Genomic DNA, 26,734 nt, shown 5'->3' with positions numbered 1-26,734 from the left:
TGAAGTTTGTCTGCCAGAAGGAGTTTCATGAGCGCCGAAACCGAACCCAAGGCTGACGAGGCTCCTCAGGCGCATTTGGCATCTGCTTTTTCGCGTGTCTGGAGGCGAAGCTTCCCGGTTCTCCTCAACTGGTTTTGGACAGCGCCATGCTCGATCATCCTGACGTTGATCATTATGCTTGTCGGGATTGCTGCCCACTTTAGCCACGGTCACTGGAATCAATCTCTTGCGGCGCAGGGCGGTGCAATTCGGCCTCTCACCATTGTGACGACGGTTGTGTGGAGTCCTTCGATTGGCATGATGATCAATGCCGCCCTCATGATGGCGATCATCGGTGGCCTTCTTGAACGTTTCCTCGGGTCGCGAATTTGGCTTCTTTCTGCGGTCATCGCCCTTCCTATGTCTTTAGCGGGGATGTGGGCCTTCGTTGCTCTAGTAAAGGGAATCTCTCAAAGTGGTCTATACCCGCTGGTCAGTGGTCCGTTGACAGGAGCAAGCCTGATCCTCACTGCGTTGCTTGGAACTGCAAGCGCAAAGATGGATCGCCTGTGGGCGTGGCGCACTCGAATTGGTGCACTTGTCGTCTTGGGAGCCCTCTTGGCATTCTCTTCGACTGCGGGTGCGCTGGCGCGCCTAATCGCCTTCCTATGCGGGTGGATCATCGGTGGTTTCACAATTGGCTGGTCGAACCGAGGGCGTTCGATGCTGGGAATTGGAGATCCGGTCCGTCGAGTGATCCCCTTGGTGATCACTGCCGCTACCTTGGGAGCGGTGAGCTCGATCTGGAACTTCAGCAGTCACGGTTTCCTAGCTTTTGATCGCGCTGCTTTTTCTCCCGAGCTTGCCATCCAGCAGTATATGTGGGCGCTGTGCCAGCAAAGCAGCGATCCCATGAGCTGTGTCAAAGAGATTTACGGCAATTCTTTGATGCTTTATGCGCCGTTAATCTTGGCCTCGATTCCTTTCGTGGTTCAGTTGGTTTTGGCTTTTGGTCTTTTCCGAGGCCGTCGTGGTGCTTGGGTGGGCACCCTGCTTCTTCAGAGCGTGCTCGCGATTATTGGCGTTGCGCAGATCATGGTTTTCGCGCTCACGGTCAATGAGGCACAGGGACTCGACAGCGATGACTTTTTTATCGCTCCTATTCCTATGAGTAAGCTTCTGATCAGCGTTGCTTTCCCCCTGGCGATGCTTCTGCTGACCGCATGGAATTCCTCTGCGTTCCAGGTACGAATTGCCCGACGCTACTGGGTACGCAGTGCATTTGTCATTGCTGTTTCTGCTGCGATTGGCACGCTGGCAGCCCTTGTCATAGGGGTTTTAATTCCTGACCAGTTTGTTCCCGAAGCGGATTTGCTGAGCCTTTTTGAAGCCTACGTTGTCTCATACGCTCCTGCAGGTGCACAGTGGCTCATCGATACTCCGATCTATGCAACAACCTTCCTTGCCTCAATTTCGACAGTGTGGATTCCCACGCTGGTGTGGATTGTCATTGCTGTTTGCCTTCTTAGGGTTTTCCTTGCACCGGTTGAACTTCAACATGATGCAGATGACGAGTTAATCGGTCTTCTGCGCCAGCACGGCGCAGGCTCATTGGGGTGGATGCTCGCATGGCCAGGAAACTCGACGTGGATTAGTCCCGACCAACGCGCGGCAGTGTCCTACCGCCAAGTATCTGGCGTGGCGCTGACACTGACGCAATGTGCCGCAGCGGATGAGAATATTCCAGCAGTAATTTCACAGTTTGCTCGCTTTGCAAGCGATGCAGCACTGACCCCGGCACTCTATTCGGTCCACGAAGAGTGGGCGCGAGAAGCGCATCGTTTGGGCTGGTCTACCGTCAAGGTTGCTGAGGAAGCAATTATTGATCTGGGCGATCTTGCCTTTAAGGGTAAGAAATTCCAAGATGTGCGCACCGCTTTCAATCATGCAAAGCGCGAGGGAATCCGAGCCGAGTGGGCGTCATATCCAAGTCTGTCCTCTCAACTGAAGCAACAGGTTGATGCGATCTGTCAGGCATGGGCCGATGAGAAGGCCCTTCCTGAAATGGGCTTTACCCTGGGCGGTCTGCGCGAAATTAATGACTCGGATACGCGCCTTCTACTGGCTCTTGATGAAGAAGAGCGCATCCATGCGGTGACCTCGTGGATGCCAGTCCACTCAGGTGGCAAAGTGATCGGCCTGACCCTAGATGTGATGCGTCGAGATGACTCAGGTTTCCGTCTGGCGATTGACTTTCTTATTGGCCAAGCTGCTCTTCTGGCGCAAGATGAGGGACTTCAGTTCATTTCCTTGTCCGGTGCGCCTCTAGCAGAATCGGGCCAATGCGAGGAAAGTGCAGAACTGGCGGATTCACACTTTGCTTTTGCCCCCGTTCTTGATGTGATGGGGAGCGTCATGGAACCCGTTTATGGTTTCCGCTCATTGCTGGCCTATAAGAAGAAATTCCAGGTTCGTTTCGTTCCCCTCTATCTTGCAATTCCCGACATCGCGAATGCGCCTGCAGTTGGTCTGGCAATTGCTCATGCTTATTTGCCAAGCATGAGTGCAGCCAGTGCCGTGGGGGTCGCAGCAAAGTTGGTGTCACGTGATTAGTTTTCTCAAGTTATTTCCGCTTCTGCGCGTATGGATTCTGCCGATCGCTGCAGCCTTGATCCTTGCATCCGCTGCCTGGGTGTGGTTTTTTGTCATGAAGCCGTTTTCCCTGAAGGCGCGCTTTGTGAGCGCTTTTGGCGGTGCCATCGTTCTTGTTACTGTCCATCACCTTGTCGAAAGGGTCTGGCATCCGGTTGCTGAGGGATTGGGGCGCGTGACATGGTTGTGGGCGGCTCCAGCCCTTATTGCTGCACTGATGATTATCGTCGCGCTCTTCCGCCGCCGTCACTGGATTCGTCGTTTTCTGGCCGGGGTGTGCGCGTGGATGCTTATGGCGATCGGAGCTGCTCTGGGGATTAACTATCATTTCGAGGCCTATCCCACCATGGCGGAAGTCGTTGGTGGGGGAGTACAGACAATTTCTTGGAATGAACTAAAAAGCCCTGATGATGCTGCCGCTCTGGCGCGCAGTACAGAGGGAGCGTTTGTCCGTGTCAATATCCCCGCCTCGGATTCGTCTTTCACTCCTCGGCAAGCCATTGTTTATCTTCCACCTTCATATTTCAAAGATCCAAGTGCGCAGCTCCCGGTCATTGTGCTGATGTCTGGCCAGCCAGGTACGCCTCAAGATTGGCTTGTTTTGGGCAAACTTCCCCAGACGATGGATCAATTTGCATCGCGGCATGATGGTCGTGCCCCCATCGTTGCTGTCGTGGATGTTTACGGCAGTCAAACAGCGAATCCTCTGTGCTCCGATACCTCGCACGGGAAAGTTGCGACCTATGTACAAAAGGACGTCCCAACCTGGTTGCACACTAATTTCACCGTCTCTTCTGATCCGGGACAGTGGGCCGTTGCGGGTCTTTCTTCGGGAGGCACCTGCGCGCTCCAAGTGGTGACCCGTGCTCCCGAGTTGTACCGCAGCTTCCTTGATATGTCAGGCGAAGCGCATCCGCAACTTGGTAATGAAGAGCGAACGATTTCGGATGGATTTGACGGCTCCCGAGCGCTTTACGAAGCGAATGATCCCGTGCATCTGATGAGTCATAATCGCTATGAGGAAAGCGCGGGTATCATCTCGTGGGGTGACTCTGATACCGCCTTTAAAGAAGGGCTCATCGAGGTTGATCACGCTGCGGAGAAATCGGGGATGAGCATTGAGACGCGGACCTATTCGGGTGGGCACTCCTGGAAGGTCTGGAGTGCGGCCTTCGAAGACGGATTGCCGTGGCTCGCACAGCGTTTCGGGCTGTAGGAACCACGGCAATCAGAAAGAGATTCTTCGACTAGCTCGGGGGATCAGCGGGGCGCGTCAGTGAAGATCTCGCCTATGCGAGTTCTTCAACCTTGATAGTCAAGGACATCCAGTGAGATTGCCCCGGGCGAAGGAGTAGCGCATTGCGACGAATATTGCCTACTTCGACGCAGACGAAGTGTTTCCAGTCCTCGTGGTGCATGTCCGCTGCTTTGGATTCGGCAGGATTCCAAACGATTGTCGATGCAGAGTGGTCTTTTTCAATAATAATCCGTCGTTTGAAACCAGGATCTTCAATGATTGCTCCATTGCTTGTATCGAAGATCGAATCGACGCGACCCTTAGTGAAAGTCAGCGGACCTTCGTGAGTGCCTTGAGTGTCGTGGACAGTATCCAGTTCGTTTGCTCCTTCGAGGCCGTGAATGCAAATTTCACGCACATCGGAAACATTGAAATAGGAATGCAAGGCTTCATCAACGTAGAAGGCTTCGTCATCGGTGTTCTTCATCGAAAGCACTAGGTGAAGTTCCTCCCCGAAAGTGACCTCAAGTTTCGAGGTGAAACGATGGGGGAATTTCGCCATCTCAGCGTTTGTGGATGGTTTGTAAACGAATTCAAGAACTGCACGGGAATCGCTACGTTCCATCAGTTCCCACGTTGCATTTCTTAGGAATCCGTGGTTTTGTGCTTCGGATCCGGGTGCAGCCAAGGAAGCTGTCGCAACACCAAACCATGGTGCGCAGATCGGAATTCCTCCCCGTGCGGGCGTCGATGCCCAAGGCAGGGAACGTTCGGAGAGCCACAGGACAGGCTCGGTGCCGGAAGGCTGCCATGTAAGGATCTGCGCACCTGAATCTGAAAAGCTCGCATCACAGCAGTCATTGCTGGCGCGATAGACGCGTCGGTTTGTCATTGGACAAGGATAGCGCGAGTAACGCCTCACACATAGCCCTCCGAACAAGGGACTTCCTCAAAAACGGCGATAAGCTAGCTGTGATACGCGTCGAGAATGTATAGGGAGCTTTATGACCATCCGCGAAGATCTACGAAATGTCGCGATTGTTGCACACGTTGACCACGGCAAGACCACCTTGGTTGATGCGATGTTGTGGCAGTCGGGTGCTTTCAATGAGCGCGATACGGTTGAGAAGACCGGCGAACGCGTGATGGATTCAGGCGATCTTGAACGCGAAAAGGGCATTACGATTCTCGCCAAGAACACTGCGGTCCACTATCGCGGTCCCGCTGCTCAAAAGCTTGGGCTCGAAGGTGGCGTGGTCATTAACGTCATCGACACCCCCGGACACGCTGACTTTGGTGGTGAAGTTGAACGAGGCCTGTCCATGGTCGATGGCGTCGTTCTCCTTGTCGATTCCTCTGAAGGGCCCCTCCCGCAGACCCGTTTCGTTCTTCGCAAGGCCCTTCAAGCCCAGCTTCCCGTCGTGATCGTTGTCAATAAGGTTGACCGTCCCGATGCGCGTATCGACGAGGTCGTCTCGGAAACCCAGGACCTGCTTCTTGCATTGGCTGAGGACCTCATGAGCGAAGGCGTGGATGCCGATGTTGACTCGCTGCTGGATGTCCCCGTTGTCTACGCCTCGGCAAAGGCAGGGAAATCCTCGCTGACCAACCCCGGCGACGGCAACATCCCCACCGAGGATCTCGAGCCTCTCTTTGAGACGATCCTTCAGCGTATCCCCGGCCCCGAATATGAGGAAGGTGCACCCCTGCAGGCGCACGTGACGAACCTCGATGCCTCGCCCTTCCTTGGCCGCCTCGCCCTGCTGCGTATCCACAACGGCACTCTGCGCAAGGGTGAAACCGTTGGTCTGGCCCGCCACGACGGGACGATCAAGCCTGTTCGAATCACCGAGCTTCTTCGCACCGAAGGCCTGGAGCGCCTTCCTGCTGAAACCGCTGAGCCCGGCGATATCGTTGCAGTAGCTGGCATCGAAGACATCACTATCGGTGAGTCACTGGTTGACCTCGACGATCCTCGCCCCTTGCCCTTGATCACCGTTGATGATCCCGCGATCTCGATGACGATCGGTATTAACACCTCTCCCATGGCTGGACGAGTCAAGGGCGCAAAGGTGACCGCGCGTCAGGTGAAGGATCGCTTGGATCGTGAACTTATCGGTAACGTGTCCATTCGAGTTTTGCCCACAGAACGTCCCGATGCGTGGGAAGTTCAGGGACGTGGTGAACTCGCTCTGGCAATTCTTGTTGAGCAGATGCGCCGTGAAGGCTTCGAACTCACCGTTGGTAAGCCGCAGGTCGTCACCAAGACCATCGACGGCGTGCGCAGCGAGCCCATGGAACGTATGACCATTGATATCCCCGAGGAATACCTCGGCTCGGTCACCCAGCTGATGGCTCAGCGCAAGGGCCGCATGGAGACCATGGCAAACCACGGTTCGGGTTGGATTCGCTTGGAATTTGTCGTTCCCGCCCGAGGCTTGATTGGCTTCCGTACGCGTTTCCTCACTGAGACCCGCGGTACCGGTATCGCCTCGTCGATCGCCGAAGGCTATGCTCCGTGGCAGGGCGCAATTGAGCAGCGCTTGACTGGCTCTCTTGTTGCCGACCGAGCAGGCCAGGCGACTCCCTACGCGATGACGAATCTTCAAGAACGTGGCTCCTTCATTGTTGAGCCGGGTTCGGAGGTCTATGAAGGCCAGGTTGTTGGCGAGAATCCTCGCGGCGAGGATATGGATGTCAATATCTGCCGTGAAAAGAAACAAACCAACACGCGTAGTGCGACCGCTGATGTTTACGAGTCCTTGACGCCTTCTCGCAAACTCACCTTGGAAGAGTCCCTGGAGTTTGCGGCTAACGATGAGTGCGTTGAAGTGACTCCCGAGGCCGTTCGCGTGCGTAAGGTCGTCTTGGACGCCCAAGAGCGTTTCAAGATTGCCGCTCGCGAGCGTCGTCAGAACAAGGACTAAGTCCCTTCGGCCCTGATAGACCTTCTACGCCAACTGAAGTTCAGATTAGATCTGCGGTGGGGGAGGGACGCGCTTCCCGGTGACCATGGTTCGCGCATCGACGCGAACCTGGCCGCGTCGGGTCTCGATGATCACGTGGGTTGGGGCAGCTTCGATGAGCGTTCCCAGCGCATCGTGTAGACCATCGTCTAGACGATAGCGGACGACCACGCGGGAGCCCACTCCCAATTGCATCCACGGAAGATTGGGAATTGCGTGCGTTTCTTGTCGCGTAAAAGCTTCTGCTTGGGCATGCTCTGCAGGACCTATCTTCTCGCTATTTTCGGGGGAAGAAGGCTGCTCGTTCGCGTGGGTCTTCATGTTGGCGATAATAGAATGAAGTGGTTGTCTAACCCAGTCCAAGGAGGAATTAATGACTTACGTCATTGCCCAGCCCTGTGTTGATGTTAAGGACCGGGCCTGCGTTGATGAGTGCCCCGTCGACTGCATTTACGAGGGCGAGCGTACCCTGTACATCCACCCCGATGAGTGTGTGGACTGCGGTGCGTGCGAACCGGTCTGCCCGACCGAAGCAATCTTCTACGAGGATGACCTCCCCAGTGAATGGTCCGATTACCTGCAGGCCAACGCGGATTTCTTCGTTGATCTGGGCAGCCCGGGTGGTGCTCAGAAGACCGGTCCTCAGTCCTTCGATGTTCAGTGGATCAGCGACCTTCCTCCGCAGAACGAAGATTGGGATAAGTAAGGAAACACATGAGCGTCCTTCCGCGCCCACTTGATCTGCCTTCTTTCCCTTGGGATCAGCTCGCCCCCTACCGTAAACGGGCAGCTGAGCATCCCCGTGGTGTGTGCGATCTGTCGATTGGAACTCCGGTTGATCCCACTCCCGCACTTATTCAGGATGCGCTTCAAGAGCACGCGGATGCGCCGGGATATCCGACCGTGATTGGCAGCCCTGAGCTTCGCAATGCGATTCTTGCGTGGGGAAAGCGGCGGAACATGGTGGACGTCGGATTGCAGGGCGTTGTGCCGTCTATCGGCTCCAAGGAAGCTGTCGCATGGCTTCCCTTCCTTCTGGGAGTGCGTCCCGGAGATACGGTTTTATTCCCGCAGGCCTCGTATCCGACCTATGACATTAGCGCGCGTTTAGCGGGAGCGACTCCACTTCCGGTTGACCCGACAGATCCTTCGTCGTGGCCCGATGCTCAACTTGTATGGCTGAACTCGCCGGGCAACCCCGATGGCCATGTCCTCACGCTTGATGAGCTGCGTACGGTCGTCCAGTGGGCTCGCAGTCATGACGCAGTCGTGATTTCTGATGAGTGCTACTCGGCTTTGGCATGGGAGGAGCCTTTCCTTCATGAGGGCGTTCCCTCGCTGCTCGATGAACGTGTCTGTGATGGAGATCCTCGTTCGCTGATCGTGCTGTATTCGCTGTCTAAGCAGTCGAATTTAGCTGGTTACCGTGCGGCTTTGATGTATGGAGATCCTGAGCTTCTTGCTCCTGTTATTGAAGTGCGCAAACACTCGGGGATGATGGTTCCTGCTCCAGTGCAAGCTGCAATGCGGGTCGCGCTGGAGGACACCGAACACGTTGAGGTGCAGCGTCAGGTCTATGCACGTCGACGTGAAATCTTGATCGATGCCATTGCTCGTACTGGTCTTGAACGAGACAAGGATTCGGCTGCAGGTCTTTACCTGTGGGTGAGGGATCCTCGTGGTGACTTTGATTCCTGGCAGCTCGTTGATGCTTTCGCTCAGCGGGGGATTGTCGTTGCTCCCGGGGATTTTTATGGCGAGGCCGGGGCGGGTTTTGTGCGCGTAGCCTTGACCGCAACCGACGAACGCGTCGCCGAGGCTGCGAGCCGTTTGAACGCCCAGCCAATTCGAGCGTGACGCTTCAGGGGCTTAGTGGGCGTCAGGGCCTTTTCGATCCCAAAGGCTGACCCACTGCAATCCCATATCGGCCATCATGGTGCGGATTAAGGGAAGTGAGATTCCAATGACGTTGTGGTGGTCGCCTTCAATGGCTTCAATGAAGGCTCCACCCAATCCGTCGATGGTGAAAGAACCCGCGACTTCTAAGGGTTCGCCGCTTGCTACGTAGGCGTGGGCTTCTTCGTCATTGATCGAGCCAAAGTGAATATCGGTTGAGGAAGGACGTGTGTCTTCGCGCGCAACCTTCCATCCGCCCTTATCGCAGTGTAGATGCGCCAGGTAGTGGCCGCTCCACAAGGTTGTGTGTGCCTTGGAAAGTGCTTTAACTCGGGCAAGGGCAACTTGGGGATCGTGAGGCTTGCCCAGTAACTCCCCACCGGCCTCGAGCATGGAATCGCAGGCAACTATTACGCACTCACCTTCGGGGAGGTCCTCCTCGTGCAGCGATAATGTTCCCGCGCATATTGCCGAGGCCACGGCCTTACCTTTAGCGCTCGCAAGGGCACACACTTTCTCAGCGGGGGAGGCACTTGGGATCTGATCCAAGATTGAATCCTCGTCCACTTGGGAAACTTTGACGATAGGAGTGATGCCGGCTTCCTGGAGGATGCGTCGGCGGGCAGGAGATTGTGAGGCTAATACAAGGTGCATACTATGAATTTTCCCGTGCAGGCTCAGCTTTTCTTCACTACACTAATGTGTGTTAGGCCACATGCGTGGAGGAAGCTGTAAAGGAAGAAGCAGGATTGAGTCACGATTTTTCGACTGCACACACCAATAGCTCTTCCCTCCTTGGTGGTCCGGCTACCCTCACTGTTGATGATCTTGCTCAGATGGCGCAGACCAGCAGCGAGGATGTTCGCGAATTCTGGGTCGCAATGGGGTTCCCCTCCCCGCGCGCCGAAGAAAAGGTCTTTACGGAAAACGATGCTCGGCTTTTCATCGAGTGGTCAAAATTTATTGCTTCGGGGGCTATTGATCAGGCGACCGCGCGTTCGCTTCTCCGCGCGAATTCTCACTTAGCTGACCGTTTGGGCTTGTGGCAGGTTGAAGCCTTGGTTGAAGACACGATGCGACGCTACGGCTTAGATGACACCGCGGCACGAATGTATGTCCTCGACCATATTCGTGAGCGTGTTGACATGTTCGATGAGCTCCTTCGACATTCGTGGCGACGTCAATTGGATGCGCTGCTCAAACGGATGGATCATGAGATCGCCACGCGTGGACATGAGGGATTGCAGCCGCGATTCCCGCTGAATCGATCCCTGGGCTTCGTTGATATGGTTTCGTATACCTCATCGTCGACGATTCTGGGTGGGCGTCTGGTTGATCTCATTGGTCGTTTTGAGCAACTTTCTCGCGATGCTGTGACTGACGCAGGTGGCCGAGTGGTGAAGATGATCGGTGATGCGGTCATGTATATTGCCGATGATCTTGAAACGGGCCTTCGAGTAGCGGTTTCACTTATTGAACAACTGGGCGCTGATGATCAGATGCTTCCTGTTCGTGCGTCCTTCGTGCGCGGTGATGTCTTTTCGCGTTCAGGTGATGTGTTTGGCCCGACGGTTAATTTGGCCTCGCGCCTGGTAGATATCGCTCCAGTGGGCAAAATTTTGATGGATCCCACCACAGCTGCTGCGATTGCCGCGGGTAAAGCGGGGATGGAGTACGACGTAGAAGAGTTCCCAAGTGCAACTTTGCGCGGTTTTGGAACGATTTCGCCCTATCTTTTGACCTATCGTCTCTAGAAGACTGCCTGCTTTTTTACCTGATCTTGTGATTTCATCCCATTTAGGTCAAGAAATGTACAAGAGATCCCTGAAATCCGGTATGCTGTTTCCGTGACTACAGTGCTTCTCGTTGAAGATGATCCGGCTATCGCTGGCCCGCTTACCCGCGCCCTTGCACGCGAAACCTATGATGTGCGCGCGCATGACCACGGCCGGAGCGCACTCGAAGATCTTGAGGGTGTTGACCTGGTTGTTCTTGACCTAGGTCTTCCCGATATGGACGGTCTGGATGTTGCAAGGGAAATTCGTTCCTCTGGCTCCTCCGTGCCGGTTCTCATCCTTACTGCACGTGCCGACGAAGTTGACATGGTTGTCGGTCTTGATGCTGGTGCAGATGATTACGTCACCAAGCCTTTCCGCTTGGCAGAGCTCCTTGCCCGCGTCCGCGCACTGCTGCGCCGTGGTGGTGGCGAGGTTGCAGACGGCGATCTTGTTGTTCAGGACGTCCGTATCGATGTAGCCGCACACCGTGCTTATGTTGCAGGAAAAGAGCTCTCGCTGACAGCAAAGGAGTTTGAACTCCTGCGCGTTCTGGTTCGCGAGGCTGGAAACGTCGTTCCGCGCGACACCCTGATGCGTGAAGTTTGGGGAAATGGCCTGAGCGGTTCGACAAAGACACTGGACATGCATGTGTCCTGGCTTCGCCGCAAGCTTGGTGATGATGCAACATCTCCGCGCTATATCACCACTGTTCGCGGAATGGGTTTCCGCTTCGAAAAGCCAACTGCCTAAATCTCTGAAGGTCTGTCATGCGTAGACGTGCTGCGCGAATGATTTTGACCGCGGTTGCGGTTGTCGCACTGATTTTCGGTATCCCAGCGGCTGTGGCATCTTCGTTGATTGTTTGGAATACGCAAACGGCTTCGTTGGAAACCCGCGCGCAGACAGTTCAAACCAATCTTGATCGACGTCTACGCACCTCAACCCTCTCTGAAGGCTACGCGCGGATGTGGGCGCAGACCCTTGTGGCCAACGGGGAACCTGCCTACGTCGAAATTATGATTCCCCAGAACCCACAGCCCATTACTCTGGGGGAGCCGCTTCGTGGAATCACTATCACTCGAAGTGCCTCATCACCCGATGGCGTCAAAGTGACGGTCATGATTTCAGCGCGTAACGCGATTCGAAGCATCGTTCGTGTTTCAGGGATTTTCCTTTTAGGGATCCTTGTCTCTTTGGTTGTTGGTTGGGCCCTTGCAGCGCGTTTTTCGCGGCGTCTTTCGGCACCTCTGATCTATCTTTCGGCTCAAGCGGAACAAATTGGTTCCGGACAGGTCCGAGCGCGTGTCAAGCCTTCAGGGATCGAAGAAATCGATCTTGTTCAAGAAGAACTTCAGCGTACGGGCGAGAAGATGGCACGCCGTTTGGCCGCCGAACGGCAGCTGGCCGCCGATGCCTCGCATCAGCTTCGCACTCCTTTGACAGCGCTATCTATGCGCCTGGAAGAAATTGAAATGATTTCGACCGAAGAAGAAGTACAGGAAGAAGCACGTTCATGCCTAGAACAGGTTGAACGGTTGACAACGGTAGTCACTGAGCTGCTGGATACAAATAAACGACATGCCTCTGCAACTGAGGCCATTGATGTTCTGGAAGTCTTCAACACCCAGCGTGAAGAATGGGAAGAAGCCTTCGAAAAGGCTGATCGCGTCTTACGCTTCACAGATGAGGCAGATATGCCGATTCTTGCGGATGAGGCCAAGATTGCACAGGTGCTTGCGACTTTGATTGAGAATTCCTTGCGCTATGGTGCTGGTACGACCTGGGTACACGCGCGCAATAGTGCTAATAGTCGAGGCGTTATCATCGAGGTCTCTGATGAAGGCGAAGGCGTTGATGCTGAATTGGCCCCCTATATTTTCGAAAATGGGGTGTCGGGTCACGGCTCCAGTGGAATTGGCCTGGCATTGGCGAAGGACCTCATTGAAACGATGGGTGGCCGCATCGAGCTTTCTCAAGCGGTGCCGCCAGTTTTCACTCTCTCTTTGGCGGCGATTCCCGCTAGCTATGACCCGGGCCGCGTGATGCCCGAGGGCGCGCTGGTCTCTATGGGGCGGCGCTCACGACGCTTTTAATTGCCGTACACTGAATTCTATGAGCATTCTTGTTACGGGAGGCGCCGGCTACATCGGCGCGCACGTTGTCCGTCTTCTGCTGGAACGTGGCGAAAAGGTTGTTGTTGTTGACAATCTGACCACCGGCGCAGCCAATCGAATCGGTGATGCGACACTCATCGAAGTGGATGTTGCACGCGATGAGGCTCTGCCCATCTTGACCCAGGCAATGATTGATGAAGACGTCACTGGCGTTATTCATTTTGCTGCTCAGAAGCAGGTTGGCGAATCTGTTGAACGTCCTGCGTGGTACTACCGTCAAAATATCGGTGGTTTGGCGAATGTCCTGCTGGCAATGGAAGAAGCCGGTGTGAAGAACATGATTTTCTCTTCCTCAGCTGCCGTTTATGGGATGCCTCCGGTTCCCGTGATCCCCGAGGATATTGAGAAGAAGCCCATCAATCCCTACGGCGAGACCAAGCTGATCGGCGAATGGATGATGGCCGATGCTGAACGCGCATGGGGCCTCAACTGGATCGGACTGCGCTACTTCAACGTTGCCGGCGCTGGATGGAATGATCTCGCCGATCCCGCATGCCTCAACTTGGTTCCTATGGTCCTTGACCGTTTGGCTCGCGGTGAGCACCCGAAGATCTTCGGAACGGATTACCCGACCGATGACGGAACCTGCATCCGCGACTACATTCACGTCAAAGACCTAGCCGATGCCCACATCTTTGCTCTGGATGCACTGACTCGCGGGGTTCCTGCGCATCGTCAATTCAATGTGGGTACCGGTCTGGGCACCTCGGTCCGCGAGATCATCGACGGTCTTCGCGCAGTTTCCGGCTGGGATTTCCCGGTTGACGAACTTGATCGTCGCGCAGGTGACCCGCCCATGCTCATTGGTGATCCTCAGTCAATTGCTGTGGATTTGGGCTGGAAGGCTAACTACGGTGTCACCGAGATTCTGCAGTCTGCATGGGATGCCTGGCAGGCTGGGCCTCGCGCAATTGAGGTCCCCTCTCAGTCCTGACCTATGACAGACGCCGAAGCGAACGCCTTGCCTGCTCGACCGTGGAATTCTTCGACTGTATCTATCAGTGATTTAGATTCTCTTGAGCAGGCGATGGCGTGGCGTCGTCTTGGCCCGCAGGCAGCACTGCACAGTTTCGTCATGATGCTGCGTATGGCCCTGCTGAGTGCGGATTATGTCTATATCGACCGCAATCAGCTTCTCGATGGGGTCTGTTTCCTCGCTCTTGGCCCCGATGGGCTTGCCGAGGCCTTGGGCTTGCCCTCGTACCAGGATCTTCCTTTACTCGTGGGGTGTCAGCCTCCCGCGGGCACTCCCGCGGGCTTTGCCCGCCCTGCGAGCGCCGAAGAACGTGCTGAATGGGCGGATCTTCAACGCCGTCAGGTTGAGCGGGAAGGCTTTGTTTCTGCCGCACGCGCGGTCTTTGAATGTGATATGCCTACAGCTCATTCGGTGACTGAAGGACATGCTCGGCTTGCCTTGCTGCTTAAAGGGCTGAGCGAGACGGAAACCGAAGAGGGCCAGCCATTCCCGGCCTACTGCTCGGTACCGCGTTCTCGACAAGATCCGGCACGGCTTATTGAGACAGGGCGCGATCAATGGGTGCGCGCGATGGAAGGCATGCGTGTTCATCTCATGACCTGGCCTCGAACCCCTAGCGTTGAGGATGCTGATTTCTGGGAGAGCCACGGTCGCCTCGAGGATCTTAAGAATACCGAAGCGATCGCAATCGCCCGCACCCTGCGGATCTGGCTGCCGAAGTGGATTGCCAATGACGGTGGGGAAGTGACGCGACCAGCTCGGCGCGGTGATGTTGTCTCACTCCTGTCCCATTGGATGGAAGAAGCCCCGCCGGCAGATCTTGATGCCTCAGAAGGAGAGCTTTATCGTTCTGTGCTCACGGCGCCTCAGGCACGCTGTGCATTGCGCTGGTTTTCACTTCTTTACGAGGACGCAGCCATGCATCAGCGTCTTGCGCTCCTCGATACCGCAACTTCACGCATGAGTTTTACGATGATCGCCGACGATGATGGCACCGATGATGCGGAAGTCCGGGCGCAGCGTCAGTGGGGGATGTGCGTCCCACCGCAGAGCAGAAAGCAATATTGGCGTGCCCGATTGCAAGAAAATACCCGACTGACACTTGCCCGCATAGGGCTGCGAGTTGCGTCAAAAACTGGCTCTGGCCGTGAGGGAGTTGGGGGAAGCGCGCGTGGACTTAACGTCAACGGGGAAATTACCGAGGCTATGGGAACGCTTTCTCCCGAACAGTACCAGCGCGTGCTGACCCACCCGATGACCGCCAAGGCCCGTGCTGCTCAGCTTGAACTCAGTGCTCTCACAGATGCGCACCCCGCTGAGGAAATCAGGGTAAAGCGGGCTTCGCGTAATGCGTGGCGCTCTCTTGCACTCTTCATTCGCGAGTTTGAAATCGATCCGGTGGAGTGGCGTAAACGCGTCGTCAGCGGAGTGCTTCGCTGCATCGCTGTTACCATTTTGGCCTTCTTCCTGACCGCACACGATTCAGGATGGTTTGGTGAAGATACTCTTTGGATGAATGTCCTGTGGACGGCGATTGCGTTCCTTGCATCCTTCCCGTATTCGGATGTTCGGGAACTCTTTAAACTCCGTCCCTCAAGGATGATGTCTGAAATCCGATTGGCTCAGGCATAAATTTGACGACTCGACAACCACTCAAAATTCACCCCATCAGGCACAAGGAGACACCATGAAATGGACCCAGGTTTGGCACGCGGAAAACTTTCCTCTGTGGGTTGAAGGTAACGATGGGACTCCGCGTATGCACCGCGTTGTTATCGGGGGAAATCGCGCCGGGGCGGTTGCGATTGCTCGAAACCAGAACGGTGAGTTTGCCCTGGTCCGTCAGCAACGTCTTGCCATTGAGCGTGACCTCTGGGAATTCCCACGCGGAATGAGCGAGGAAACAGACGCGGATGGGGTAGCGACCGGCTTGCGTGAGCTCCTCGAAGAGACAGGATTTTATGGGGAAAACGGAGAGTCCTTGGGGCAGATTTACCCCGATTCTGGCATCCTCGCCGGGCACGTCGAAGTTGTCTCCTGCACGGTCCCACCACAGGAGCGGCAAGCTATCGATGGAGAAGTTGATGCTCTTCAGTGGGTCAGCCTTGCTGTACTCAAAGAGATGATTGCGGGTGGCCAGCTTCAAGACGCCATTTCTCTTGCGGCTTTTTCCATCTGGAGCCTTCGCAACAATTCCTGACTGCTGTTTAACGGTGGGCACGACTTTCGAGTACAAGACGCAACTTGCAAGTTGAGATCAGCACTGTGCCTCAAGGACTTCCCGATTATGAGGACTGCGATGCTAGGTCGTCTTTTGTGAGCGTCCCAGCACGAAGCTTGGCGAAGAAATCCGGTGCGGTCGTATCTTCAAGCAACACTGCGCTTCCAGCCGATGTCGCATAGCCCAGCGATTCAATCGGGGGAACACCAGTCATCCCAGAGTTTTGTGCCTCGCGGAATGCCAGTACCAAGCGTGCAACGTCAATAACAGACGAGTCCTGATCGACCGTGAATGCAGAGGCACCAGCTCGTTCAACGCGCAGGGCGCTCATTGGGTTCAGTAGCGTTGCCGGTTTCATTGCCTTTGAAACGGTCTTCGACACTACCTGGCGCTGGCGTTCAGCACGTCCAATGTCACCTCGTGGATCCGAATAGCGCATGCGCGCAAATGCCAGAGCAGTCTTACCGTTGGCATCGTGGCATCCAGCTTCCCAATTGAGCTCGGAGCGTTCATCCTCAACGCTGAGATCGAAACACAGACTCACCCCGTCGACCGCGTCGACAATATTGGACACTCCGCCCATTCCGATCTCTGCATAGTGATCAACGGTAAGTCCGGTGAGCTTTTCGACCGTCTTGACTAGGAGTGCGGGGCCGCCATATGCGTATGAGGCATTGAGCTTGTCCCAGCCATAACCGGGGATTTCGACGTAGGTATCGCGGGGGAGTGAGATATTGCTGGTCTGTCCATTGGGGGCAACGTGAACAAGCATGATCGAATCTGCGCGTTGCCCCTCGGTGTCGTCGGGAACTGAGCCGTCTGCGCGCGAATCTGAGCCTGCTAATAGATACGTTGTTCCGGAAGTATTGGCAGCTCCTGACAGCGCGTCGATCTTCTTCAAATGAGAGTTGGCATCAACCATCAGGAAAACCGGCCATGCCAGCATGAGCAGAACGCACACGACGACGACAAGAGGCCAGCGCCTCTTCTTCCTCTGACGAGGCTTCGCTGGGCTTACGCCCCGGGCTTGGCTTGTGCTGGGCTGGGGCTGAACGGGTTGGAAGTGCGGGCGTTGCGTTGATGCCTGCACAGGAGGTCTGGAAGTCGCACCTACGGATTCGCGTGCTGGAGCTGAGGGAGCGTAGGCCGGGGGCTGGGTTCTCCGCGCGCGGGGCGCAAAGGAGGGAGGCATCGCCTCTTCTTGAACGCTGGAAGGCTCTGCCGGTGTGCTGTGTTGAGCGGCAGAGTGCCGCGTGGACTCAGCGGGGATCCTACGGTGGTGAGCAGCCGCCTCTTCATTCTGGGCACCAGCATTAGCGACCTCTGAAAGACGAGGCCGCCGACGTGAAGGATCAGGTTGGAATGAAGGCGGCTGAGTCATCACTTCTCCGGGGGACAGGGCTTTTGAGTTGGCGTGGCGCTTGGAGATTGCGACGCGCTTGCACTGGGCGTTGCGGAAGCAGATGCGCTTTGTGATGAGGAAGGCGAGGCCGAAGGATCCTGAGCGGGAGCATTCGTCTGTCCGTCTTCACCGCTGCCGTTCGTGAACTCAATTGTCGCGGGGAAGGGCTGGTCCTTGCGGATTGCTTCCCACACCTGGCTGAACTGAGGCTCCAGGTTGATGACTCGGTTCGGGTCAACCGGCGAATACTGGTTCGGTGAGGTGATGAACTGGATATTCGAACGATTGACCGAAGTGAGCGAAAGCATCAGGCCCACGTCGGTGTTGATGTTTGACAGGTTCTGCGAAGGCTGCAGAGCTGAAAGCCCCTGCTTCGTGAAGGAGAGAAGTGAGGGAAGATCAGAGACAAAGTTCTTCGCCATCAACTCGCGCATAATTGCCGCGACAAGTTTCTGCTGGTTGGAGATACGGCCGAGGTCGGAACCGTCGCCAACGGCGTAGCGAGTGCGCGCGTAGGCAAGGGCGGTCTTGCCGTCGAGCTTCTGGCACCCTGCTTGAACGTGAAGGTCTGACTTGGAATCATCGATATCTTCGGGGATATCGAACCAGACCCCTCCAAGAGCATCAATCAAACCGCGGAAACCGTGGAAGTCGACGACAACAAATCCATCAACCTTCGTTCCGGTCAGTTGCTCGACTGTGGCCTCGGTACAGGCAATGCCACCCGCGATATCGGTGTCATTCGAACCCGTTGAGAATGCGGAATTAAACATTCCTGTGTAGGCAGAGGATGTCGTGCCATCGGAGCGGCGGCACGAGGGAATATCGGTGATGAGATCTCGTGGGATAGAGACGACCTGGATTCGTGAGCGGTCCGCAGAAATATGCATGAACATGGTCGTATCAGAGTGGATAGACGAAAGTTCATCGGGATCGCCATTGGCGTCATCGCCTTGGTTCTGTCGTGAATCAATACCTGAAATCAAGATATTGACGGCACGCCCTTCAAAAGAGTCCGAAGGTGCTGCGGATTCGGTTGAATTCGCATTTCCAAGACCATTTGTGTTGATGCTGTTTGCCGAAAGCTGGCTGCCAAAGCTGTGATAGACAAAAAATATTGTCCACACCAACAGTAGAACGCAGCTAAAAGCAACCAGTGAAACCACTCGTGCCGCACCGCTCTTAAAAGGGAGCGTCGCAGAGTGCAGGATCGGTCGCGCATCGCGCGGTTGTGGAGTACTCATCACGTTTATCATATCGTTACTTGAGTTCTCCGCGTGTTATTCCGCAGTAAATTCTCCGATAGCCCATTGAATGCCACCCTGGCTGTTCACACGCGGAATCATCACTGTGTGTCCACTTGCAGCGACAATGGGACGCGAATATCCGGGGGTTTCTCCCAACCGCGTGATCTGGCCGGTTTTCCATGGACGCAGGTACATCTGTGCATTGTTCGCCTGAGATCCTGCACCCCACGTGATTGCCTCTTCACCAATGGACACCCAAGGAGTTCGAGAGTCGACCATGATCCACTGCGTGGGATAGTCGGTGGAAGAGCTGTCCCAGAGTCCAAGGTAGGACGAGGCCGCGGAAGAAGTACTTGAGGGGCTGACGAGGACTGCGTGGTGATCTCCGGCTGCGTAGAGCCCAGTGATTCGATAGTCCTGTGATTTGAGGTCGAAGTGTGTGGTGACCTTTGAGAAATCAGTTCCGCTGAGCGTGGCGACGCGAGAGGGCAGAGGCGAGTTCATCGTAGTTGCAACCACGCTGAGCCCCTGCTCAGAGACCGCGGGGTAGGCACCAAAGAGAAGAATCTGCGGTTTGTTGGAACGCGTTGGACCATCAAGGCCTTGGGCGATGATTAGTGAAAAATCTCCGTGATCAGTTGAGGCTTTTGCGCCGTAAAACGCATGCGTCCCATCGCTAACAGGGGGAAGTTCACCTGAGCTTCGTGGACTATGAGCGGGAAGATCACTCCAAGTCATCACGGTACGCAAACGTTGCTCGTTCGTATTCCAGGAGTAAATTGTCCACGGGGCAAAGACATTGTCTTCTTGGTGATCTCCAGTTGATGAAGAAGAAATCTGCCGGCCAAGGAAAGTAATCCAAGGACCGTTTTGTGTTCCATCGAGGGGCTCAACGTAGTTGCCGTCTTCTCGAAGTAGATTGGCAGACAGATCGTGTGCCCCCTGGGGGGTGAGAATTGCGGGCTTGTAGGAGTACAGGTCCTTCGGGTCATGTGTTGATGAGCCGAAAACCTCAGAGGTATCGATGGGAAGAGAAGGGATCTGCCGGAAATCCCCGCCCAGTGACCATTTCTCATCCACGGAAGCCGGCTGGGGCTGCCCTGATGGGGACAAAGCGCAAGGCTGATCGCTCGCATGCATCGCGATGATCTCAAAAGGAAGAGCGAGGTCTGTGCAGACGCTTTCGTGTGGATCCTCCAGCGCGGACTTCGCAACGATCGGCTCGAAAACGCCATTCATCTGACGAGGTGATACCTGTGCGCTCGCCGAGGCCGAGGAATCCCCGCTCCCTCCGCTTGTGCATCCACCGAGGGTGACAAGGGCGCAAACGCTGAGGAATGCAAAGCGGCGCAGGGACGCGCGGCCTCGAGAATGAGAATGAAAGCCGGGATGTGGCGGGTTAGCCGGCGCTCCCGGAACGCCCCAACTCTCAGCGTGCGGTGTAGATGCCAATGTGCTCGCGTCCATCGCGTTCGACCTCGGTTTGGAGGAAGTTCTGGGTGAATGAGGGCAGGTGATACCAGAATTGTTCCTCACCGTTCCACAGGTAGTGAACTCCCGGGTCGGCCATCCGCATGGAATCGGTGTTCGGATCATAGGAAGTCACAACCATGATGTGGGAGAAGGTTGAGTTTGGGTGACCGTTATAGTGCGGGCCACCGCGACGTTCTTGGGCATCGACAGCGGTGGGGAGTCCCTTACGGAAGGAGTTCTTTACCGAATCACGAACCTGATCAACCGAAGGAGTGTGAATCGTGGTGTAGGCATCGCGGCCCAGCCAACGGTTCATCCCGTACTCAAAACGTCGATCGTGGAAGCTTGTGTAGCCATAATCTACGGTGTTCATGTAATCACGGCTTGCAACCGCATCAATGCTGAGCGGTGTTCCCTGTGCGGACTGGTGTGCACCAATTGCGTTGAGGATCATCCATCCACTGGTCGGCCCGCAGAAGTAATTATTAGGCTGCCCGGCCCAGGTCATGTTGAAATCGTTGGTCTTTTCCAAGACTCCGTGCTCGAAGTTTTGCTTCTGACGGTTGCCATCCCAGTAGGGCTCTGATGTTGGATATCCCAGGTGCCCGCGCACGTAACCATGCTGGCCGTAAAGTTCTAGCATCGAGAGTGGGACTGCGTGAGATCCTGTGCGAGCGGACCAGTAGACTGTTCCGCCTTGGAAACGTTGGAAGACACCACCGTTTGCGGAAGCCGTTTCGTCGGTTAGGGGATAACCGAGTTCCCCTCGCTCCCAGTTGTAGGAACCATAAGTGTCAAAAATCGCGTCGTGGACGAAATACGAATCCGAACCTGGGTGCCAGTACGCTGTTCCACCCTGGAAACGCTGGAAAACACCACCGTTTGTCGAAGGGGTTTCATTGGTCAAAGGGTAGCCGTAGCGTCCACGCGCATATCCGGCGCGGCCGTATGCTCCCAGCACTGCGCCATGCACGTAATAGCTGCCAGTACGAGGGTGCCAGTAAGCGGTGCCGCCTTGGAAGGTCTGATACACGCCACCATCCGCCGTAGCGGTCTCTTCGCCCGTCGGGTAGCCCATCTGGCCGCGTTCCCAGCCCTGACCTTCCCAGAGATTGCGGATACCACCACTCACCCTATGCGCGCCGGTAGATGGGTGGAAGTAGATCGAGCCACCAGTGAAGTGCTGGTATGCGCCGCCGTCCGCTGCGTCCTTCATTTCGTTCGCGGTGGGCCAGCCCAATGAACGACCTTCGGCTTCGGCGGTTTTGTAGCGTTCGAGGATTTTGCCCCAGATGGGGTGGGCCCCGCCCCGGGTGCTCCATCGAATTTGGCCGTTCTCATAGGTTTGGACCGCGCCGCGAATTCCTCCGATTGTCTGAACTTCTTCATCAGAGGTCGGGAAACCCAGAGGGCCGTTTTCCCACTTCTGTGCGCCATAGGCACTGTGGATTCCTGCTCGCGAGGCATGCGCACCGTATTGAGCGGTCCAATAGATTTGGCCGCCCCGGTAGAACTGGATGAAAGCCCCGTCGCGCAGGGGGACTAGTCCAGAAGTTGCGGCACCAAGCACTCCGTTTTCTGCGCCCATGTCCTGCCAGCGCTGGCGGATCTGCTCCTCGGGGGAGAGGGACGCAAAGTCGTCAGTAGCGGAGCGGTCTTCGCTACTTGGAATATTGTCTCCGGTCGGAGTGTCTCCCGAGGATGTAGTGGAATCGACCGAAGAGGACGCACTTGTAGATGGGGATGCTTCGGGTGCGGGAGTTTCAGGCTGAGTGGGGGAAGACGCCAGTGTTGATGGGGTGGGAGCTTCGGCCTCGGAAGTGGGAGTGGCAAGGGAAATCGGTGCAATGCTGAGGGCAAGCAGCGCCGCAGTTGCACACGATGAAGCAAAAAGCGAAGAACGCATTGGTGAATCTCCTGGGGGGCAAACAGAGACTAACTCTTCAAACACCCTATCCAAATATTATTCAGAATTTATGTGCATTACTTGGCATATACCTCACATTTGCCCGTAGGCTTATCCCATGAGCAATCCAACCGTCATCGCCGTCGTCGTTGCATGGAACCGAGCACAGCTCTTGCGTGAAACCTTGGACGGCCTTGCCTCGCAGACCCGGCCATTGGATGGAGTTGTCGTCGTTGACAATGCTTCCAGCGATGAAACCCCGCAGCTCATTGCCTCACATCCTGCCGTCACCAATGTTGTGACGCTTCCACAAAATTACGGTGGTGCCGGTGGCTTCGCCGCGGGAATTGCCCGAGCGATGACTTTAGGTGCAGACCTCGTGTGGATCATGGATGATGACACGATCCCAACTCCTACTGCCCTTGAGGTCTTGCTACGCACTCGTGAGGAATACCCTGGCGTGCCCGCCGTTTTGGCGTGCCGAGCCGATTGGATTGACGGGCGCGAACATCCGATGAATGCACCTCGCGAACGCTTCTTGATCTCCCGCGAGCTTCGTGAACACGCGGCTGCCGTTGGAGCGCGTCAGATTCGCACGGCATCATTCGTTGCAATCATGATCGATGCGCGTGCGATTGAAGAAGAAGGGCTACCCGAAGCGGCCTACTTCTTGTGGAATGACGACTTTGAGTACACCGCGCGCCTTCTCAAAGGGCGAGTGGGGCTTTACGTGGATGGTGCACGCGTCGAGCACCGAACGAAGACCTTCGGAAACTCCACTGCTGATCCCGGCCCGCGTTTCTACAACGAAGTTCGTAACAAAGTTTGGGCGCTTGGAACTTCTTCGGGCTTTGGTCTTTTTGATCGCTGTGCTTTTGGGGCTGCCACTGCGCTTCGCTGGGCAAAGATGATTGCTGCCTCGGCCGACCGCGAAGCCGCGCTCGGATACCTGCGTGAGGGACTTCGTGATGCGTGGCGGCCGCCGTTGCGCTCCAGTGAAATTCTGCATCTCACTGAGGTTGCCGATGAAGTCGCTGCTCTTGAACATGGACATCGTTCCTGCGGCTGTGGCTGCTCCTCATCCGTCTCTGAGGCACGTGGCTGCTCAGAGGGGGAGCCTCGATGACAGCCGCTAACTTTTCGGTCCTGCTCCCTGTTTATGTGGGGGATCAGCCGGAGTTCTTCTTCCGTGCCATTTCCAGCGCGACGCGGGAACAAGAATTGCGCCCACGCCAGCTGGTTGTCGTGTGTGATGGTCCCGTCCCCGAAGAGATTTCGGAATTTCTCCACCGCGCTGCGCGAGGGGAAGAAACTGAAGTTTTGGGAAACACTGATGTCAGGGTTGTCCGGCTCAAGCACAATATGGGACTGGCGAATGCCTTGAATATCGGCCTGGCGCATTGTTCGTATGAAATCGTTGCGCGCGTTGATGCTGACGATATATCGCTCCCTCGTCGTTTCGCCGTCCAAGTTCCCCTTGTTGAGGATGGCTTGGGCTTGTTGGGCTCAGCAATTCAAGAATTTAGTGACGACGAGGCCGAAGACGGCATGATCCGGAACATGCCGGTGAGTGAAGAAGAGATCCGTCGGACCATTTCTTATCGTTCACCCTTTGCGCACCCTTCAGTTGTCTACCGCAAGAGTGCAGTTGAATCAGTCGGGGGATACGAGCATCTTCAGCTGATGGAGGATTACTTGCTTTTTGCGCGGATGGTTGCAGCGGGAGTTCCCTGCGCGAATGTGCCAGAGGTTCTTGTTCGCTATCGGGTGGGATCCGGTGCATATAAGAGGCGCGGTGGAGCGCAGATGCTGCGTTCAGAGATGCGCCTTCAAAACCATTTCCTCAGTGAAGGAATCGTGTCTAAAGCTCAATACTCGCGAAACCTAGCCGTCCGTGGGGCCTATCGGTTGATTCCTACACAACTTCGACAAACTCTTTATCGAGGGGTTGGAAAACTTCGCTGGTTCGTGTCGAAGGACCAATGACGCGATCTGTCCAGTTCTTTCGCTTATACTGACTGGGATTGAAAGGAGTTCGACCGTGAACTATGACCTTGTTGTCGTCGGATCTGGCCTCTTCGGCCTGACAATTGCTGAGCAGGCCGCATCTCGCTGGGGCCTCCGCGTCGCAATCGTTGAGCGTCGCTCACACCTTGGTGGCAATGCCTACTCTGAGATTGATCCGGAAACCGGTATCGAAGTTCATAAGTACGGCGCACACCTCTTCCACACCTCCAATGAGCGTGTGTGGGAGTACGTCAATCGTTTCACCTCCTTTACCTCTTACGTTCACCGCGTATGGACCACCGTTGACGGTGTTGTCTACCCGATGCCCGTGAACCTGGGAACTATTAACCAGTTCTTCTCCGCTGCCTACGGCCCGGACGAGGCCCGCGCCCTCATTGCCCAGCAGGCAGCAGAAGTTGACGGCCAAGAGATCACCGACTTTGAGTCCAAGGGTGTTTCTCTGGTTGGTCGCCCCCTCTTCGAGGCATTCTTCAAGAACTACACGGCAAAGCAATGGCAGACTGATCCCAAGGATCTTCCCGCCTCGATCATTTCGCGTCTTCCCGTGCGCTACAACTACGATTCGCGCTACTTCAACGATAAGTACGAAGGTCTGCCGGTGGATGGCTACACCGCGTGGATGGAACGCATGGTGGCCTCGGACCTCATCGATGTCTACTTGGATACCGACTTCTTTGATCCAGAGAACCCGCTGAACAAGGCTGCGGTCGTCGGCAAGGTTCCGGTTGTCTACACCGGTCCGGTTGATCGCTACTTTGACTACTCAGCAGGTGACCTGTCCTGGCGTACCGTCGATTTCGAAAAGGAAGTTGTCGAAACCGGTGACTACCAGGGTTGCTCCGTCATGAACTATGGCGATATCGATGTTCCCTTCACGCGAATCATTGAATTCCGCCACTTCCACCCCGAGCGTGACTACCAGGACAAGAAGACCGTGATCTTCCGCGAGTTCTCTCGCTTTGCTGATCATGGCGACGAGCCCTACTACCCGGTGAATACCGCGCAAGATCGCGAGCGCCTCGAACAGTACCGTGAGCTTATGAAGAATGAAGACCGTGTCTTCTTCGGGGGCCGCCTTGGTACCTACAAGTACTTGGATATGCACATGGCCATCGCTTCGGCACTGACGATGCTCGATAACGAGCTTGCCCCGCTGTTCGAGGATGGGACCACTCGTTGAGTAACATCGCATCGCAGCAATTCCAAACCCCGGGCAAGTCATCGGGACTGATCGAGGTTTTCCGTCAGCCCTACCTGACCAGCCTCATTGTTCATAAGGAACTGCGGGCTCGCTATCGCGGCTCGATCTTTGGAATGCTGTGGAGCTACGCGAAGCCTCTGACCCAATTCTTGGTCTTCTACTTCGCACTTGGCGTCTTCATGAAGATGAACCGCGCCGTGGAGAACTATGTCATTTACATGTTCTCCGGCGTGGTTCTCATGAACTATTTCTCGGAAGTTTTTGGCAACGCAACCCGATCTGTTGTCGGCAACGCGCCATTGGTAAAGAAGATCTATCTTCCCCGTGAGCTGTTCCCGATGTCTGCAATGTGGGTTGCCCTTGTTCACTTCCTCCCGCAGGTCGCTGTTCTCTTCATTGGTGCACTTATCTTTGGCTGGCATCCGACGGTGTGGGGAGTTTTGGCAATCCTTGCGGCCTTCCTCATTGTTTCGATGTTTGCACTGGGGATTGGCCTTTTCTCCGGCGCGCTTAACGTGTTCTATCGAGATTCAGAGAACTTCGTTGATCTGATCTTGATGATGGCGACGTGGGTTTCTCCCGTTCTTTACACGTGGTTTAGTGTGCGTGATGTTTTGGATGCACACGGCTGGCACTGGTTGTGGTGGGTGTACGAGGCCAATCCACTGACCATTGCAGTTGAGCTTTTCCACTACGGTTTCTGGCAGCCGACCCTGGTCGATACTGCCGCGAATCCCTACCTCCCGAATCTGGGCCTGTGGACTGGAATCGCTCTTCTGATTTCTCTTGGCGCCGTCATCTTTGGCGAGGTCTCTTTCAGGCGCATGGATCCCAAGTTTGCTCAGGAGCTGTGATGACTGAAGTTATTCGCGTTGATGATGTTGTCAAAGAATTCGCACTGCGCAATACGCACACTCTGAAGGACCGATTGGTCTGGAGCTTGACGGGGCGTCGCAGTCAGCTGGTGAATCATTTCCGCGCACTCAACCATGTGAGTTTCTCGGTTGAGCAGGGGGATTCGATCGGTCTGATCGGGTTCAACGGTTCCGGTAAGTCCACAATGCTTAAGCTCATTTCAGGTGTCATTACGCCCGACGAGGGCTCGGTGGGATACCGCGGACGCATGGCAGGCCTCATTGAAGTCGGTGCGGGCTTCCACCCGGACCTGACGGGCCGTGAAAATGTTTTTCTCAACGGCGCAATTCTTGGCATGAGTAAAGAGCAAATCGAAGCTGCTTTTGACGATATTGTCGCCTTTTCGGAGATTGAGAAGTTTATCGACACCGAGGTGAAGTTCTACTCCTCGGGTATGTTCTTGCGTTTGGCTTTCGCTGTCGCAGTGCACACCAGCCCGGATATCTTCCTTGTTGATGAGATTCTGGCTGTGGGTGACGAGCCCTTCCAGCGCAAGTGCCTTGACCGTATCCATGAGATGCAAGAACAGGGAACCTCTTTGGTGATTGTCAGCCACGACCTGGACCTGATTGCGCGCCTGTGCAATAGGGGAGTGTTGCTGCACCACGGTGAGCTTCTTGTAGACGGTACAGCGCAAGAAGCAGTCGATCGACTGCGTTCTTTGTAACACGCTTTTCACGTAG

Annotated in this window: 23 protein-coding genes; 16 read left to right on the top strand and 7 right to left on the bottom strand. The window is 55.5% G+C overall.

Annotation, left to right across the window (positions count from 1 at the left end; all coding sequences use genetic code 11):
- Nucleotides 1–27 precede the first annotated feature (27 nt).
- Nucleotides 28–2,592, top strand: a complete 2,565-nt coding sequence (locus ADG72_RS02460) for a bifunctional lysylphosphatidylglycerol flippase/synthetase MprF (RefSeq protein WP_048711946.1) — start codon at nt 28–30, stop codon at nt 2,590–2,592.
- Complete coding sequence (locus ADG72_RS02455; RefSeq protein ID WP_048711945.1) at nt 2,585–3,847, top strand: alpha/beta hydrolase; 1,263 nt, start codon at nt 2,585–2,587, stop codon at nt 3,845–3,847. The genes ADG72_RS02460 and ADG72_RS02455 overlap by 8 nt, the downstream gene beginning before the upstream one ends.
- Before the next feature lie 73 nt (nt 3,848–3,920).
- Here the strand turns inward: ADG72_RS02455 and ADG72_RS02450 are convergent, their stop codons facing one another.
- The gene (locus ADG72_RS02450) at nt 3,921–4,760 is read right to left on the bottom strand and encodes a D-hexose-6-phosphate mutarotase (RefSeq protein ID WP_048711944.1); all 840 of its coding nucleotides are present in this window, start codon (nt 4,758–4,760) and stop codon (nt 3,921–3,923) included.
- A 112-nt stretch (nt 4,761–4,872) separates the two neighbouring features.
- On the opposite strand from ADG72_RS02450, the gene typA reads away from it, so the two are divergent.
- The gene (gene typA, locus ADG72_RS02445; protein WP_009409153.1) at nt 4,873–6,795 is read left to right on the top strand and encodes a translational GTPase TypA; all 1,923 of its coding nucleotides are present in this window, start codon (nt 4,873–4,875) and stop codon (nt 6,793–6,795) included.
- Between the two features lie 45 nt (nt 6,796–6,840).
- On the opposite strand, the gene ADG72_RS08790 is transcribed toward typA, so the two are convergent.
- Nucleotides 6,841–7,155 carry a 2-hydroxymuconic semialdehyde dehydrogenase gene (locus ADG72_RS08790; protein WP_080978636.1) on the bottom strand — a complete coding sequence of 105 codons (315 nt, stop codon included), beginning with the start codon at nt 7,153–7,155 and terminating at the stop codon, nt 6,841–6,843.
- A 52-nt stretch (nt 7,156–7,207) separates the two neighbouring features.
- Here ADG72_RS08790 and fdxA point away from each other — a divergent pair, with 52 nt between their 5' ends.
- Both fdxA and dapC read left to right on the top strand, forming a co-directional pair.
- Nucleotides 7,208–7,540 (top strand): ferredoxin, encoded by a 333-nt coding sequence (fdxA, locus tag ADG72_RS02435; protein WP_048711942.1) that lies wholly within the window; start codon nt 7,208–7,210, stop codon nt 7,538–7,540.
- An 8-nt stretch (nt 7,541–7,548) separates the two neighbouring features.
- Entirely contained in the window at nt 7,549–8,691 is a 1,143-nt protein-coding gene (dapC, locus tag ADG72_RS02430) for a succinyldiaminopimelate transaminase (RefSeq protein WP_048711939.1), read from the top strand.
- A gap of 12 nt (nt 8,692–8,703) precedes the next feature.
- Here dapC and ADG72_RS02425 read toward each other — a convergent pair whose 3' ends face one another.
- Nucleotides 8,704–9,384: a Maf family protein gene (locus ADG72_RS02425; protein ID WP_048711937.1), complete on the bottom strand. Its 681-nt coding sequence runs from the start codon at nt 9,382–9,384 to the stop codon at nt 8,704–8,706.
- A 65-nt stretch (nt 9,385–9,449) separates the two neighbouring features.
- Here ADG72_RS02425 and ADG72_RS02420 point away from each other — a divergent pair, with 65 nt between their 5' ends.
- The 6 genes from ADG72_RS02420 to ADG72_RS02395 all read left to right on the top strand — a co-directional run bounded on the left by ADG72_RS02420 (nt 9,450) and on the right by ADG72_RS02395 (nt 15,858).
- Nucleotides 9,450–10,484: an adenylate/guanylate cyclase domain-containing protein gene (locus ADG72_RS02420; RefSeq protein WP_080978635.1), complete on the top strand. Its 1,035-nt coding sequence runs from the start codon at nt 9,450–9,452 to the stop codon at nt 10,482–10,484.
- A gap of 93 nt (nt 10,485–10,577) precedes the next feature.
- Complete coding sequence (locus ADG72_RS02415; protein WP_048711935.1) at nt 10,578–11,258, top strand: response regulator transcription factor; 681 nt, start codon at nt 10,578–10,580, stop codon at nt 11,256–11,258.
- A 17-nt stretch (nt 11,259–11,275) separates the two neighbouring features.
- Nucleotides 11,276–12,601, top strand: coding sequence for a sensor histidine kinase (locus ADG72_RS02410; protein WP_048711933.1), 1,326 nt, complete (start codon nt 11,276–11,278; stop codon nt 12,599–12,601).
- A 19-nt stretch (nt 12,602–12,620) separates the two neighbouring features.
- Nucleotides 12,621–13,616, top strand: a complete 996-nt coding sequence (galE, locus tag ADG72_RS02405; RefSeq protein WP_048711932.1) for a UDP-glucose 4-epimerase GalE — start codon at nt 12,621–12,623, stop codon at nt 13,614–13,616.
- A gap of 3 nt (nt 13,617–13,619) precedes the next feature.
- Nucleotides 13,620–15,290: a hypothetical protein gene (locus tag ADG72_RS02400; RefSeq protein WP_048711930.1), complete on the top strand. Its 1,671-nt coding sequence runs from the start codon at nt 13,620–13,622 to the stop codon at nt 15,288–15,290.
- 55 nt (nt 15,291–15,345) lie between these two features.
- On the top strand, nt 15,346–15,858 hold the full coding sequence (locus ADG72_RS02395; RefSeq protein WP_048711928.1) for an NUDIX hydrolase: 513 nt from the start codon (nt 15,346–15,348) through the stop codon (nt 15,856–15,858).
- Nucleotides 15,859–15,943: 85 nt separating this feature from the next.
- On the opposite strand, the gene ADG72_RS02390 is transcribed toward ADG72_RS02395, so the two are convergent.
- The 4 genes from ADG72_RS02390 to ADG72_RS02375 are packed head-to-tail and all read right to left on the bottom strand — an operon-like array spanning nt 15,944 to nt 21,907.
- On the bottom strand, nt 15,944–17,260 hold the full coding sequence (locus tag ADG72_RS02390) for an LCP family protein (RefSeq protein ID WP_080978634.1): 1,317 nt from the start codon (nt 17,258–17,260) through the stop codon (nt 15,944–15,946).
- Entirely contained in the window at nt 17,260–18,525 is a 1,266-nt protein-coding gene (locus ADG72_RS02385; protein ID WP_065427145.1) for an LCP family protein, read from the bottom strand. Before ADG72_RS02385 ends, ADG72_RS02390 begins: the two co-directional genes overlap by 1 nt.
- A 36-nt stretch (nt 18,526–18,561) precedes the next feature.
- The gene (locus ADG72_RS02380; protein ID WP_239667630.1) at nt 18,562–19,995 is read right to left on the bottom strand and encodes a hypothetical protein; all 1,434 of its coding nucleotides are present in this window, start codon (nt 19,993–19,995) and stop codon (nt 18,562–18,564) included.
- Entirely contained in the window at nt 19,958–21,907 is a 1,950-nt protein-coding gene (locus tag ADG72_RS02375; RefSeq protein WP_048711922.1) for a C39 family peptidase, read from the bottom strand. The genes ADG72_RS02380 and ADG72_RS02375 overlap by 38 nt, the downstream gene beginning before the upstream one ends.
- A 118-nt stretch (nt 21,908–22,025) precedes the next feature.
- On the opposite strand from ADG72_RS02375, the gene ADG72_RS02370 reads away from it, so the two are divergent.
- The 5 genes from ADG72_RS02370 to ADG72_RS02350 are packed head-to-tail and all read left to right on the top strand — an operon-like array spanning nt 22,026 to nt 26,718.
- A complete protein-coding gene (locus ADG72_RS02370) occupies nt 22,026–23,033 on the top strand; it encodes a glycosyltransferase (protein ID WP_048711921.1) in 1,008 nt (335 codons plus the stop codon).
- Entirely contained in the window at nt 23,030–23,893 is an 864-nt protein-coding gene (locus ADG72_RS02365; protein ID WP_048711919.1) for a glycosyltransferase, read from the top strand. The genes ADG72_RS02370 and ADG72_RS02365 overlap by 4 nt, the downstream gene beginning before the upstream one ends.
- Nucleotides 23,894–23,948: 55 nt before the next feature.
- Nucleotides 23,949–25,115, top strand: a complete 1,167-nt coding sequence (glf, locus tag ADG72_RS02360) for a UDP-galactopyranose mutase (RefSeq protein WP_009409170.1) — start codon at nt 23,949–23,951, stop codon at nt 25,113–25,115.
- Entirely contained in the window at nt 25,112–25,990 is an 879-nt protein-coding gene (locus ADG72_RS02355; protein ID WP_009409171.1) for an ABC transporter permease, read from the top strand. The genes glf and ADG72_RS02355 overlap by 4 nt, the downstream gene beginning before the upstream one ends.
- Nucleotides 25,990–26,718: an ABC transporter ATP-binding protein gene (locus tag ADG72_RS02350; protein ID WP_048711917.1), complete on the top strand. Its 729-nt coding sequence runs from the start codon at nt 25,990–25,992 to the stop codon at nt 26,716–26,718. The genes ADG72_RS02355 and ADG72_RS02350 overlap by 1 nt, the downstream gene beginning before the upstream one ends.
- Nucleotides 26,719–26,734: the final 16 nt, after the last annotated feature.

Origin of the sequence: Trueperella pyogenes (assembly GCF_001070855.1) — a bacterium.
Classification (GTDB): domain Bacteria; phylum Actinomycetota; class Actinomycetes; order Actinomycetales; family Actinomycetaceae; genus Pauljensenia; species Pauljensenia pyogenes_A.
Note: the sequence above shows the minus strand (reverse complement) of the source record. Positions and strands in the feature narration are given on the sequence as shown.